Below are 13,068 nucleotides of genomic sequence, written 5' to 3'. Positions count from 1 at the left end.
AGCGATCACCACCGGGGTGATGGACCCTGAGCTGCGCTCCGCCATCGGCCGGATCGCCCGGGTTCCGCAGCTCCTGATCGCCTGCGACTACGACGGCACGCTCGCGCCGATCGTGGAGGACCCGAGCACCGCCGTACCGCTGCCCGAGTCGGTGGCGGCGATCCGTGCGCTCGCCGCGCTGCCGCAGACGAGCGTGGCAGTGGTCTCCGGCCGGGCCCTGCGGGACCTGGCCGCGCTCTCCCGGCTGCCCAGCGAGGTGCACCTCGTCGGCAGTCACGGCTCCGAGTTCGACATCGGCTTCGTCGAGCGCCTGTCCCCCGAACTGGTCGCGGTGCGTCAGCAGGTGCGCAACGCGCTGCGGGAGATCGCCGCCGACCACCCCGGCATCCGGCTCGAACGCAAGCCGGCCAGCGTCGCGGTACACACCCGGGGCGTCGACCCGCAGGTCGCCGCCGCGGCCATCGAGGCGGTCCGCAACGGCCCGGCCACCTTCGACGGCGTCACGGTGACGCAGGGCAAGGAGGTCATCGAGCTGTCCGTGGTGGCCACCCACAAGGGCACCGCAGTCGACCAGCTCCGGACCCAGCTCTCGGCCAGCGCGGTGCTCTTCATCGGTGACGACGTCACCGACGAGAACGCCTTCGGCAACCTGCACGGGCCGGACCTGGGCATCAAGATCGGCCCCGGCGAGACCAAGGCCGGCTTCCGGGTGGCCGAGCCCATCGAGGCCGCCCGCGCGCTCGGGCTGCTGCTGGAGACCCGCCGCCACTGGCTCTTCGGCGAGCGGGCGGTGCCTATCGAGCGGCACTCCATGCTCGCCAACGGTCGTACGGTCGCGCTGCTCACGCCCGAGGCGAAGGTCAGCTGGCTCTGCCACCCCAAGCCGGACTCGGCGGCGATCTTCGCCGACCTGGTCGGCGGCAGCCCGGCCGGCCACTTCAGCGTCGCCCCGGAGCGTGGAGGCATCCCGCTGGGCCAGCGCTACCGCTCGGGCACGATGACCGTCGAGACCCGGTGGTCGGGGCTCACCGTCACCGACTGGCTGGACAAGCCGGCCCGCGAGACGACCCCCGACGGCCCGGCGGTGGTCACCGGCGACTCGACCCTGGTCCGGGTGCTCACCGGCAGCGGTCGGGTCCGGGTGGAGTTCGCCCCGCGCCCCGAGTTCGGTCAGGTCGCCGTGCAGTTGCAGCCGCTCGGCGACGGCCTGCTGGTGCTCGGCTCCAACGAGCCGGTCGCCCTCTACTCCCCCGGGGTCGAGTGGCAGGTCAACAACGACGGCGGATACGAGACCGCCAAGGCGATCGTCGACCTGTCGGCCGCCGGCGGGCAGGTCGTGCTGGAGCTGCGCTTCGGCACGCACAGCCTGGAGCACCACCGGGTGCCGATCCACGAGCGGCAGGCCGCGGCCGAGCAGCCGTGGAAGGACTGGGTGGCCTCGCTGCGGCTGCCGTCCACCTCCCGCGACCTGGTGGCCCGCAGCGCGCTCACCCTGCGCGGCCTCTGCCACGAGACGACCGGCTCGATCCTGGCCGCAGCGACCACCTCTCTCCCCGAGGAGCTGGGCGGCGTCCGCAACTGGGACTACCGCTACTGCTGGCTGCGCGACGCCGCGCTGACCGCCCGCGCGCTTGTCGACCTCGGGTCCATCGACGAGGCCGAGGCGTTCCTGCGCTGGGTCGACGGCTGCATCGAGCGCACCGGCGGTCACCCGGAGCGGCTGCACCCGCTCTACACGATCGACGGGTACGAGCTGGGCGCCGAGGCGGTCATCGACACGCTGCCCGGGTACGCCGGCTCCCGGCCGGTCCGGGTCGGCAACCTCGCCAACCACCAGCTCCAACTCGACGTGTTCGGCCCGATCGCCGACCTGATCGCAGCGGTCGCCGACGCGCGCGGCTCGGTCCGCGACGACGAGTGGCGGGTCCTGGAGAACATGGTCGAGGCGGTCCGCCGCCGTTGGCACGAGCCCGACCACGGCATCTGGGAGGCGCGGCTGCCACCCCGGCACCACGTCTTCTCCAAGGTGATGTGCTGGATGACAGTCGACCGGGCGCTGCACGTGATGCGCCAGCACGGCGGCGAGGACCGGCCGGAGTGGAAGGACCTGCGCGACCGCATCGGCGCCAACGTGCTGGAGCACGGCTGGCACGACGACGTCGAGGCGTACAGCGTCGCGTACGGGGACGAGGACATGGACGCCTCGTCGCTCTGGATCGGCCTCTCCGGCCTGCTCCCGGGTGACGACCCGCGCTTCCTGTCCACCGTCCTGAAGATCGAGGCGGACCTGCGCAGCGGCCCGGTCGTCTACCGCTACCACTGGGACGACGGCCTGCCCGGGCGTGAGGGCGGTTTCCACATCTGCACGGCGTGGCTGATCGAGGCGTATCTGCGCACCGGCCGCCGCACCGACGCCGAGGAGCTGTTCGCGCAGATGGTGCTCACCGCCGGCCCGACCGGCCTGCTCCCCGAGCAGTACGACCCGCTCGCCGAGCGCGGGCTGGGCAACCACCCGCAGGCGTACAGCCACCTCGGGCTGATCCGCTGCGCCCTGCTGCTGGACAACATGCTCAAGCAGTAACTGTTTTTCACCACGACGATGGGCCGGAGCAGCGCTGCTCCGGCCCATCGTCGATGTGGCCGGTGCCGCGCCTCGGTCTGACCGCATCGACGGGCGCCGGTCACCCGAGCGCCGCCGTCACCAGCCTCGCGCCCGCCACCCCCTGCGCGTCCTTTGCTCTGCTTCACTCCAGGCAACACAAACGCCTTCTCCGTGTTGCCTCGGTTGAAGCAGAGCAAAGGACGCGCGGGGACCAGTCGGTCCCTGCCGCCCGCAGCATCCGAAGGGCCCGCTGCGCGCCCGCTCCACCCGGGGCCGCGAAGCACCTGCGTGGAGCGTGCCGCCGGTCACCCGTCGAGGGCACCCACCACGTCGCCGACCACCACGACGGCCGGCGGACGGAGGTCGGCCGCCAGCGTGTCGGCGGCGACCGTCGCGAGGGTCGCGCGGAGCACGCGCTGGGCGCCCGTCGTGCCCTCCTGGACGACGGCGGCCGGTGTCTGCGGCGGTCGGCCGTGCGCGATCAGGGTCGCCGTGATGGCGGCCAGGTTCTTCAGCCCCATCAGGATTACCAGGGTGCCGCGCAGGCCCGCGAGGGCGTCCCAGCGCACCAGCGAGGCCGGCGAGTCGGGTGCCACGTGCCCGGAGACGACGGTGAACTCGTGCGCCACCCCCCGGTGGGTGACCGGGATCCCGGCCGCCGCCGGAGCGGCGATCGAGCTGGTCACTCCCGGAACGACGGTCACCGGCACGCCGGCCTCCGCACACGCGAGCAGCTCCTCGCCGCCGCGGCCAAAGACGTACGGGTCACCGCCCTTGAGCCGGACCACCACCGCGCCGGCCAGGGCACGGTCGACCAGGATCCGGTTGATCTCCTCCTGGGCCCGGGACGGGCCGTAGGGGACCTTCGAGGCGTCCACCAGCTCGACGTCGGCGCGGAGTTCGTCCAGGAGCAGACCGGGCACCAACCGGTCGGCGACCACCACGTCGGCCTCGGTGAGCAACCGCCAGCCCCGCACGGTGATCAGCTCCGGGTCCCCCGGCCCCGCCCCGACCAGCGCCACCCGCCCGGTTGTCGCACCGGTAGTCGCCTCGACGTCGGGCCGGACCCGGGTGGGCGCGGTGTCGCGCACGGCGAGCAGGTCGCGGATGGCATCGCGGACGGTCATCGCGCGGCGGGGGTCTCCGCCACCGAGCACCGCCACGGTGACCGGGCCGTGTCGGGTCACGGCCGGCGTCCAGGCCGTGGCGGCGGTCCGGTCGTCGGCCCGGACGCAGAAGATCCGCCGCTCGGCGGCGACGGCGCTCACCGCAGCCGCCGCCATCGGATCGTCGATGGCCACCTGGACCAGCCAGGCCCCGTCCAGGTCCTCGGGCACGAACCGGCGCGGCACCCAGTGCAGCCGGCCCGCGTCCACCCGGGCCCGTAGCGCCGGGGTCAGCTCCGGGGCCACCAGCAGGACGTCCGCGCCGGCATCCAGCAGCGCCGGCACCCGCCGGGTGGCGACCGCGCCGCCGCCCACCACGACCACGCGCCGTCCGTCGAGCCGCAGACCAAGGGGGTACGGGCTGGCGCTCATCCGGCGCCACCCGACCGACCGCCGAACGTGGTCACTTCTCGGCCACCCCGGCGGAGTCGAAGGTGGCCACGTCGTGCAGCACGCGGACCGCCCCGGTGACCACGGGCAGCGCCAGCAGCGCGCCGGTGCCCTCGCCGAGGCGCAGTCCCAGGTCGATCAGCGGGTCGAGGCCGAGGTGGCGCAGCGCCACCGTGGCGCCCGGCTCGGCCGAGCGGTGCCCGGCGACCATGGCCCCGACCGCGTCCGGTGCGAACGCGGCGGCGGCGAGCGCCGCCGACACCGCGATCACACCATCCAGCAGGACCGGCGTACGGCGGGCTGCGGCGCCCAGGATCAGCCCGGCCAGCGCGGCGTGCTCCAGGCCACCGACGGCGGCGAGCACGCCCAGGGGATCGGCCGGGTCGGGCGTGTGCCGGGCCAGCGCGGCCCGCACGACTGCCACCTTGTGGGCGTACGTCGGGTCGTCGATCCCGGTGCCCCGGCCGGTGGAGTCGAGCGCGTCGACGCCGGTGAACGCGGCGATCAGCGCGGCGGCCGGGGTGGTATTGCCGATGCCCATGTCCCCGGTGAGCAGGATGCCCGCCCCGGCGTCGATCAGCTCGTCGGCGATCCGGATGCCTGTCGACACCGCGGCCAACGCCTCGTCCCGGGTGAGCGCGGCGGTCACCGTGAGGTCCCGGGTGCCCCGGCGCACGGAGGCGGCGACCAGTCGGGGCACGGACGCGTCGACCGCGCCGGGAGCCTCGGGGACGGGCAGCGGGTTGGCCACCCCGACGTCGACAACCGTGACCGAGGCGCCGGCCTGGCGGGCGAACGCGTTGACGACCGCGCCGCCGGCCAGGAAGTTGCCGATCATCTGCGCCGTGACCTCCTGCGGCCACGGGCTGACCCCCTGGGCGTGCACCCCGTGGTCGCCCGCGAAGATCGCCACGGCCGCCGGCTCGGGCACCGGCGGCGGGCAGGCCCCGGCCAGCCCGGCGAGGCGTACCGACAGATCCTCCAGCAGGCCCAGCGAGCCCGCCGGCTTGGTCAGCCGGCCGTGCAGCTCGCGGGCGGCGGCCATCGCCGCCTCGTCGAGTGGCCGGATGGCCGAAATCGTGGTCTCCAGCATCATGCCTCCATGGTCTCGCGCAGCACCTCGATGAACGCGTCGGTGGTGTTTCGGTCGCGTACCGCGACGCGCAGCCAGTCCGGGCCGAGCCCGGGGAAGGTGTCGCCCCGGCGTACCGCCCAGCCCCGATCGCGCAGGCCCTCCCGGACCCGCTTCGCGTCGGGCAGGTGCAGCAGGACGAACGCGCTGGCCGGACGCCCCGCGACGCGTACGCCGGGCAGGTCGGCCAGGCGCGCGACCAGGTGGTCGCGGTCGGCGGCGAGGTCGGCGGCGATCGCGCGTTCGGCCTCGACCGCGACTGCGGAGGCGCAGGCCGCGGCGGCGGCCAGCGCGGGCGTGGAGACGGCCCACAGCGGCTGCACGGCGGCCAGGCGGGCCAGCAGCTCCGGGGCGCCGAGCAGGTAGCCGATCCGCAGGCCGGCCAGGCCCCACGTCTTGGTGAGGCTGCGCAGGACGAGCAGGCCGGGCAGATCCCGCCGCTGGGCCAGCGACTCCGGCTCGCCGGAGTGCGCACCGCCGGTGGTGTCGGCGAACGCCTCATCGACCACCAGCACCCGACCCGGGCGGGCCAGCGCGGCCACCGTGCGCGCGGGGTGCAGCACCGAGGTGGGATTCGTCGGGTTGCCGATCATCACCAGGTCGGCGTCGTCGGGCACCAGGGACGGATCGAGCCGGAACCCGTCGGCCGGGTCCAGCAACACCCGCTCGACCGGATGGCCGGCGGCCCGTAGCGCCGCCTCCGGCTCGGTGAACTGCGGGTGCACCACCACGGGTCGGCGGATGCCCCGCAACGCCTGGGCGATCAGCACGAAGCCCTCGGCGGCGCCGGCGGTGAGCAGTACCTCGTCCGGGTGACGCCGGTGCCGGGCGGCGACGGCGGCGCGGGCCGGCGCCGGGTCGGGGTAGCGGGCCAGGTCGGTGAGGGTGGCGGCGATCGGATCGGCCAGCCAGGCCGGCGGCGGCGCCTGGCGGACGTTGACGGCGAGGTCGATCAGACCGGCGCCCACCTCGGCGTCGCCGTGGTGCGCGAGGTCCGGCTCGGCCCCGGTGGGCGGGGCGACGGCCTCGAACTGATCACGCATGTCCGCGATCCTGCCGGGAAGGTGGCCGGCGGGACAGTCACTGTCGGCGTAAGCCATGTCACCACCTCACGGGTTTATGAGTTCTTCTCATGTACGAATCGGAAATGTCATAACTTGGCCACGTGAGCACCCGACCCCTTGCTGCCGCTGGTCGACTCGTCCCTCTTCTCCGCGCCGGGCTCATCGCCGGCATCGTGATCGCCGCCGTCGCGTACCCGGTGGTCGCCTTCACCGGGCTCGGCGCGAAGGCCACCGCGCACGCCACGGAGCAGAAGACCAGACTGCTGACCACCGCCCTGCCCGCCGAGACCTCCTACCTCTACGCCCCGGACGGCAAGACCGTGCTGACCATGTTCTACGAGGAGTACCGGCAGTACACGAAGCTGTCGGACATGTCGCCGAACATCCAGCAGGCGATCGTCGCCGCCGAGGACAACCGCTTCTACCAGCACCACGGCGTCGACCCGAAGGGCGTGGCCCGCGCCTTCGTGTCCAACGCCCGCTCCGGCGGCTCCCAGGGCGCCTCGACGCTGACCATGCAGTACGTCCGGATGGCCCTGCGGGACAGCGCGACCACCCCCAAGGAGGTCCAGGAGGCCACCCAGCAGACCAGCCTGCGCAAGGTCAAGGAGATGCGCATGGCGCTGGACCTGGAGAAGGAGATGAGCAAGGAGCAGATCCTCGAGCGCTACCTGAACTCCGCGTACTTCGGCCACCGGGCGTACGGCATCTACGCCGCCAGCGAGATCTTCTTCTCCAAGACCCCGAAGGACCTCACCCCGGTCGAGGCGGCCACCCTCGCCGGGCTGGTCAAGTCCCCCTCCGAGTACGACCCGGCCGACACCGACCAGAAGGACGCCACCGGGCGGCGCAACTACGTGCTGGACCGAATGAGTCAGCTCGGCTACCTCTCCCCCGACTCGGCCGCCGCCGCGAAGACCGAGCCGATCCGGCTGAAGCTCACCACCCCGCCGAGCGACTGCGCCTCGCTCATCGAGAAGTACCGGAGCTGGGGCTTCGCCTGCGACTACCTGAAGAACTGGTGGAGCTCGCAGCCCGCGTTCGGGGCCAACCGGCTGGAACGGATGGACAAGCTGCGTCGGGGCGGCTACCGCATCGTGCTCAGCCTCGACCCCAAGATCCAGGAGGCGGCGGAGAAGAACGTCGGCGCCAAGGAGGGCACCGGCAGCCCGTTCGCCAACGGGATCGTGGTCTCCGAGCCGGGGACCGGGCGCGTGAAGGCGATGGCGGTGAACCGGAACTACTCCCTGGACCTGGCCGACAACCCACCCAGCTCCAACCCCGAGGCCGGACCCAAGGTGAAGGCCAACTATCCGAACACCGTGGCGCCGCTGCTCGGCGGCGGCGACCTGCCGGGCTACCAGGCCGGGTCGACGTTCAAGATGTTCCCGATGCTGGCCGCGCTGGACTCGGGGATGACGCTGTCCACCTCGTTCAACGCCCCGTACCGCTACAAGTCGTCGGTCTACGACGGCTGGGCGCCCTCCAACGCCAGCGGCGCGATGACCGGACAGCAGACCATGTGGTCCGGCTTCGGCAAGTCCGTCAACACGTACTTCGTGTGGCTGGAGGAGAAGGTCGGCGCGGACCGGGCGGTCCGGCTGGCCGAACAGCTCGGGCTGCGCTGGCGCACCGACGTCGACCGGGAACAGGCGTCCCCGGGCAAGGCCAAGAAGTGGGGCGCGTTCACCCTGGGCGTCTCCGACGCCACACCGCTGGAGATGGCGAACGCCTACGCCGCAGTGGCGGCCGACGGCCGCTACTGCGAGGCGATCCCGGTACAGGCGATCATGAACCGGGACGGCACCCCGGCCACGTACGCCACCCCGGGCGGTCTGCACCGCGAGGTCGCCAAGCCGCGCTGCCGGCAGGTGGTCAGCGCCGACGCGGCGAGGGCGGCCACCGACGCCGCCCGCTGCCCGACCGGGGACACTCCGGCACGCGGCGGCTGCGGCGGCTGGTCAACCGCCGACAGCGTCCGGGGCACGGTCGGCCGCCCGGTCGCCGGCAAGACCGGCACCACCGACAGCACCCGGTCCGCCTGGTTCGTCGGCTACACCCCGGAGCTGGCCGCGGCGAGCTTCATCTCCGACCCGGACAACCCGTTCAACGCCGTCGGTGACGGGCAGTCCCAGATCCCGATCGCGGCGGTGGCCGAGACACTGCGCGACGGCCTGAAGGGCACACCGACCCGACAGTTCACGCCACCGTCGGACGCCATCGTCGGATGACGGCGCGGATCAGCGCAGATCCGCCGCCACGAACGACCACAGTTCGAGGTCGACCCGGCCACCGCCGACGAAACCGGCGTTGCGCAGCAGCCCCTCGTAGCTGAAGCCGGCCTTCTCGGCGACCCGGCGGGACGCCAGGTTGCCCGGCGCCACCCGCAGCTCGACCCGCTGGAAGCCGTGCTCCAGGATCAACGCGATGGCCACCGCGTCCACCGCCTCGGCGGCCAGGCCGAAGCCCCGCGCGTGGGGGGCCATCGCGTAGGAGATCTCGGTGAGCCGGGCGCCCCAGTCGGTGCGCCGTGTCCAGAGGGAGCCGACCACCTGGTCGTCCTCCCGGCGGACCACCGCGTAGTGGTCGCCCTCGCCGCTGTCGCGTCGCTGCCGGGCCAGATCCGTGCACCAGGCGTGCCCGTCGATCGGGCCGGAGTCGTCGGCTAGCGGCAGCCACCGGCGGGTCAACTTGTCGGCGAAGATCTCCCCGGCCGCCGACGCGTCCGCCGCCGTGAGCCGACGCACCTCGGTGCGCGGGGTGGAGACGGTCAACGCCGGAAACCGGCGGACCGCCAACTCACCGATCACGCGGGCACCACGGGAGTCTGCGCGGGCACCGCCTCGACAGCCGGCTCGCTGGCCGCCGCCACCACCCGGGCGGCGGTCGCCGGGTGCCCCGCCCAGTGCAGGGTGAGCTGCGAGGCGTGCACGTTGCGCCACACGAAACCCTCCGGCGTGCCGCCATCCCAGCTCCAGGCCGGCCGCTGACCGGCGCGCGGGGTGAGGACCGCCCGGTGCTCCTTGTGCCCGACGACGACAGTGCCGCTCGCGGCGACCACGCTGTCGGTCTGTGCGGTCGCCTCCCGGTAGCCCACCACGAGGCCGTCGCGGCTCACGCCCACCGCGTCCAGCACACCGCACATCGGCAGTCCGTCCAGCTCCCGGGCCAGCCACAGCAGGCCGGCGCCCTCGGCGACCACCGGCCGCCCGGTGCGGGCCAGCTCGGCCACCGCGATGCAGAGCCGCCGGTTGGCCGACAACTGCTCGGCGTACGACTCGGGCAGCGCACCCCCGACGACCAGCGCGCGGGTGCCCACCGGCAGCGCCTCGTCGCGCAGCGGATCGACAGCGGCGGGGCGGAACGGGCCAGGCCGAGCAGCCGCTCCAGGTCGACAGTGGCGGCGACCGCCTCGCCCAGCCGGCGCACCGCACGGCCCGCGTCGGCCGAGGAGTCGACCACCGGCGCCACCCCGTGCCGGCGTGACGGCAGCACGGCCGGCAGGTCCTGGCGACGCAACGCGCCGTAGACCGGCACGCCGACGTCGTCCAGCGCCTCCCGCAGCATCGCCTCGTGCCGCGACGACGCCACCCGGTTGAGGATCACCCCGCCCAGCCACAACTGCTCGTCGTACGAGCGGAAACCGTGCACCAGGGCGGCCACCGACTGGCCCATCGCGGCCACGTCGACCACCAGCACCACCGGACTGCGCAGCGCGGTGGCCGCGGCGGCCGTGGACTCCTGCTCCGGGCGGCCACCGACGGAGTCGTACAGGCCCATGCTGCCCTGCACCACGGCGAGCGCGGCGCCCGCGGCGCCGTGTGCGACGAGCGGGGCGAGCCGGTCGACGCCGACCAGCCGGGGATCGATCACCCGACCGGGCCGACCGGCGGCGAGACCGAGGTACGCGGCGTCGACATGGTCCGGGCCGAGCTTGAACCCGGCGACGTCGACACCCCGCTCGGCCAGTGCGGCGAGCAGCCCGATCGCCAGCGCGTTCTTTCCGTGCCCGGAGGACGGTGCGCTGAGCACCAGGCGCGGCACGACGGTCATCATCGACTCCTCGCGGGCGGCGGCGGGTACGCGACGGACAACCGGAAAGGTCGATCCGTCGGCGTGACGATACCCGTCCGATCCGGCGGGCGAGCACCGCCAACCGGGGGTCGGCGGACCGTCCCGGCCCGGTCGCGGTGAGTGGCCCCGGTCATACGGGTAGCCTCGGTGCCGTGTACCGGTTCCTGCTGAGCCCACGCTGGTTGGGCGCCCTCGCGCTGACCCTGGTCGCCGCCGCCGTCATGGTGTGGCTGGGCAACTGGCAGCTGGACCGCTACCGGGGCCGCACCGAGATCAACGAGCGGATCGACGCGGGCGAGCGGATGGCCCCGGGGCCTCTGGCCGACGCGTTCCGCGCGCCCACCGACGGTCCGGGGACCGCCGGCCCGGCTCCCGCGAAGGACAAGGTCTGGACCCGGATCACCGCCACCGGCCGGTACGACACGTCGAACACCGTCCTGGTCCGCGGTCGGACTGTCGACAGCCGGGTCGGCTTCGAGGTGCTCACCCCGCTGGTGCTCGCCGACGGCAGCGCGCTGCTGGTGGACCGGGGCTGGATCCCGCCCGCGCCGGGCGGGGCGACCGCCCAGCCGTCGGTGCCCACCCCGCCGGGCGGCGACGTGACGGTCAGCGGCCGGGTGCACGAGACCGAGAGCGGCGGCGGCGCGGTGGACCGCCGCGACGGCCGGCTGGAGACGCGGCGGATCGCCGTACCGCGGCTGGCCCGCGAGCTGCCCTACCCGGTCTACGGCGGCTACCTGCTGCTGGACGACCAGACCCCGGCCGCCGACCCGGTGTTCAAGGCCGTGCCGGTCGGGCACACCAACAACTGGCAGAACTTCGGTTACGTCGTGCAGTGGTGGCTCTTCGCCGCGATGGCGATCTTCGGCTACGGCTGGGTGGCCCGACGCGAGGCACGGCGGGCCGCCGGGCTCGGCAGCACGAGCGCCCCACTGGACCGGGCGGCCGAGCCGACGCCGAGCGCGTCCGCCTGACCGGGCGGCCGGCCCGGGTCGGCGTGGCCCGTCACCCGCCGGGGCGGCCGGCGTGGATGGCGCGGACCGCGTCGATCGTGTCCGCCTCGGCGGCGGACTTGTCGTCCCGGTAGCGCACCACCCGAGCGAAGCGCAGGGCCATCCCACCCGGGTAACGGGTGCTCGTCTGCACCCCGTCGAAAGCGATCTCCACCACCTGCTCCGGGCGGACCCGGACCACCCAGTCGCCGCGTTCCACGGCAAGGTCGAGGAACCGCTCGGTCTGCCAGCGCAGCAGCTCGTCGGTGAGCCCCTTGAACGTCTTGCCGAGCATCACGAAGTCGCCGGTGCCCGGGTCGCGGGCGCCCAGATGCAGGTTGGACAACCAGCCCTTGCGCCGGCCGCTGCCCCACTCGACGGCGAGCACCACCAGGTCGAGGGTGTGCCGCGGTTTGACCTTGACCCAGGCGGCCCCGCGCCGGCCAGCGTCGTAGGGGGCGTCCGGGTCCTTGACCACCACGCCCTCCTGGCCGGCGTCGAGCGCGGCGGCGAACGCCGCGCCGGCCTGCTCCGGACCGTCGACCTCCATGCGCCCCACCAGCAGTGACGCGTCCACCGCGCCGGCGAGCGCGGCCCACCGCTCCCGACCGGGCAGGTCGATCAGATCCTCACCGTCGAGGTGCAGCAGGTCGAAGAAGTACGGGGTGAGCACCGTCGCGCCGGTGCTGGCGGCGGCCGCGAGCACCGCCGGGGCGACCGGAGTGCGCCCGGTGGTGCTCGGGGTGGTGCGCCGGGCAGCCCGGCTGGAGGTCTGCTGGAACGGCAACGGGCGGCCCGTCTCGTCCAGGCCGATCGCCTCGCCGTCGAGCACCAACTCCCGGCCGGGCAGGGCGCGGACCGCCGCGACCACCTCGGGCACCCGGCGGGTGATCTCGTCGAGGCTGCGGGTGAACACGGCGATGTCGGCGCCGGAGCGGTGCACCTGGATGCGGATGCCGTCGAGTTTCACGTCCACCACCGCCGGCGTGCCGGTCGCGGCCAGCGCCTCGTCGACCGAGGGGGCGCTCTGCGCGAGCATCGGCGCCAGCGGCCGGCCGACCTGCAGGCCGAACCCGGCCAGCTCGGCCTCGCCGCCGGCCAGCGCAGCCACCGCCACGGCACGCAGGTCACCGGCGAGCAGCAGGGCCCGACGGACGGTGGCCACCGGCACCTCAGCGGCCCGGGCCACGGCGTCGGCGAGCAGCCCGGCCTGGGCGCCCTGGCGCAGCTCACCGCCGAACAGGCCGGTGAGCAGCCGTTGCTCGTCGGCGGTGGCCGCCGCGTAGAGGCTGCCGAGCAGAGCCCGGCGGCGGGCCTGCGACCCGGCGCCCTGCACGGCGGCGATCTGCGCGATGGCCGCGTCGACGGCTGCCACGGTCAGCGTCGGCTCGGTCGCCGGTGGCGGCAGGTCACGCAGGCTCGCGTAGCCCACGCCGGTCTGTCGCTGGCGCAGCTCACCGGCGAGATAGCCGGCGCCGGGCTCCACCTCGGCCGGGTCGAGCCGGCGCAGCGCGTCGGCGAGCAGCTCCACCTTGGCCCGCCGGCCGCTGGTGGCGCCCACGGCGGCGGAGGTGGCCGCCAAGTCGATGAACCGCACGAAGCCCATCCTGCCAGCCACCTCCGACACCGCCCGGGCATTGCCGTGCCC

The 13,068-nt window shown here is 74.1% G+C and carries 8 protein-coding genes and 1 pseudogene; 3 read left to right on the top strand and 6 right to left on the bottom strand.

The genetic code is table 11. The features are described from left to right. Positions 1 to 19: 19 nt before the first annotated feature. Positions 20 to 2,581: a trehalose-phosphatase gene (gene otsB, locus B0E54_RS05450; RefSeq protein WP_234582173.1), complete on the top strand. Its 2,562-nt coding sequence runs from the start codon at positions 20 to 22 to the stop codon at positions 2,579 to 2,581. Between the two features lie 326 nt (positions 2,582 to 2,907). On the opposite strand, the gene cobA is transcribed toward otsB, so the two are convergent. The 3 genes from cobA to cobC are packed head-to-tail and all read right to left on the bottom strand — an operon-like array spanning position 2,908 to position 6,333. After that, the gene (gene cobA / locus B0E54_RS05445; RefSeq protein ID WP_234582136.1) at positions 2,908 to 4,140 is read right to left on the bottom strand and encodes a uroporphyrinogen-III C-methyltransferase; all 1,233 of its coding nucleotides are present in this window, start codon (positions 4,138 to 4,140) and stop codon (positions 2,908 to 2,910) included. A 31-nt stretch (positions 4,141 to 4,171) separates the two neighbouring features. Continuing rightward, on the bottom strand, positions 4,172 to 5,251 hold the full coding sequence (gene cobT / locus B0E54_RS05440) for a nicotinate-nucleotide--dimethylbenzimidazole phosphoribosyltransferase (protein ID WP_234582135.1): 1,080 nt from the start codon (positions 5,249 to 5,251) through the stop codon (positions 4,172 to 4,174). Next, positions 5,251 to 6,333: an Rv2231c family pyridoxal phosphate-dependent protein CobC gene (cobC, locus tag B0E54_RS05435; RefSeq protein WP_234582134.1), complete on the bottom strand. Its 1,083-nt coding sequence runs from the start codon at positions 6,331 to 6,333 to the stop codon at positions 5,251 to 5,253. The genes cobT and cobC overlap by 1 nt, the downstream gene beginning before the upstream one ends. Positions 6,334 to 6,455: 122 nt before the next feature. On the opposite strand from cobC, the gene B0E54_RS05430 reads away from it, so the two are divergent. Further along, positions 6,456 to 8,585, top strand: a complete 2,130-nt coding sequence (locus B0E54_RS05430) for a transglycosylase domain-containing protein (protein WP_234582133.1) — start codon at positions 6,456 to 6,458, stop codon at positions 8,583 to 8,585. A gap of 9 nt (positions 8,586 to 8,594) precedes the next feature. Here B0E54_RS05430 and B0E54_RS05425 read toward each other — a convergent pair whose 3' ends face one another. Both B0E54_RS05425 and B0E54_RS05420 read right to left on the bottom strand, forming a co-directional pair. Then, entirely contained in the window at positions 8,595 to 9,164 is a 570-nt protein-coding gene (locus tag B0E54_RS05425; protein WP_234582132.1) for a GNAT family N-acetyltransferase, read from the bottom strand. Then, positions 9,161 to 10,407: pseudogene (locus tag B0E54_RS05420) on the bottom strand (cobyrinic acid a,c-diamide synthase). The gene B0E54_RS05425 and the pseudogene B0E54_RS05420 overlap by 4 nt, the downstream one beginning before the upstream one ends. 173 nt (positions 10,408 to 10,580) lie before the next feature. Here B0E54_RS05420 and B0E54_RS05415 point away from each other — a divergent pair. Next, the gene (locus B0E54_RS05415) at positions 10,581 to 11,402 is read left to right on the top strand and encodes an SURF1 family protein (RefSeq protein ID WP_234582131.1); all 822 of its coding nucleotides are present in this window, start codon (positions 10,581 to 10,583) and stop codon (positions 11,400 to 11,402) included. 31 nt (positions 11,403 to 11,433) lie between these two features. Here the strand turns inward: B0E54_RS05415 and B0E54_RS05410 are convergent, their stop codons facing one another. Then, positions 11,434 to 13,026, bottom strand: a complete 1,593-nt coding sequence (locus B0E54_RS05410; RefSeq protein WP_234582172.1) for an ATP-dependent DNA ligase — start codon at positions 13,024 to 13,026, stop codon at positions 11,434 to 11,436. Positions 13,027 to 13,068 lie beyond the last annotated feature (42 nt).

It is taken from the genome of Micromonospora sp. MH99 (genome assembly GCF_021442385.1).
GTDB lineage: Bacteria > Actinomycetota > Actinomycetes > Mycobacteriales > Micromonosporaceae > Micromonospora.
Note: the sequence above shows the minus strand (reverse complement) of the source record. Positions and strands in the feature narration are given on the sequence as shown.

Coding starts and splice junctions, on each gene's coding strand:
- cobT (WP_234582135.1), bottom strand. CDS start 5,251: ATGCTGGAGACCACGATTTCGGCCATCCGGCCACTCGACGAGGCGGCG.
- B0E54_RS05410 (WP_234582172.1), bottom strand. CDS start 13,026: ATGGGCTTCGTGCGGTTCATCGACTTGGCGGCCACCTCCGCCGCCGTG.
- otsB (WP_234582173.1), top strand. CDS start 20: ATGGACCCTGAGCTGCGCTCCGCCATCGGCCGGATCGCCCGGGTTCCG.
- cobC (WP_234582134.1), bottom strand. CDS start 6,333: ATGCGTGATCAGTTCGAGGCCGTCGCCCCGCCCACCGGGGCCGAGCCG.
- cobA (WP_234582136.1), bottom strand. CDS start 4,140: ATGAGCGCCAGCCCGTACCCCCTTGGTCTGCGGCTCGACGGACGGCGC.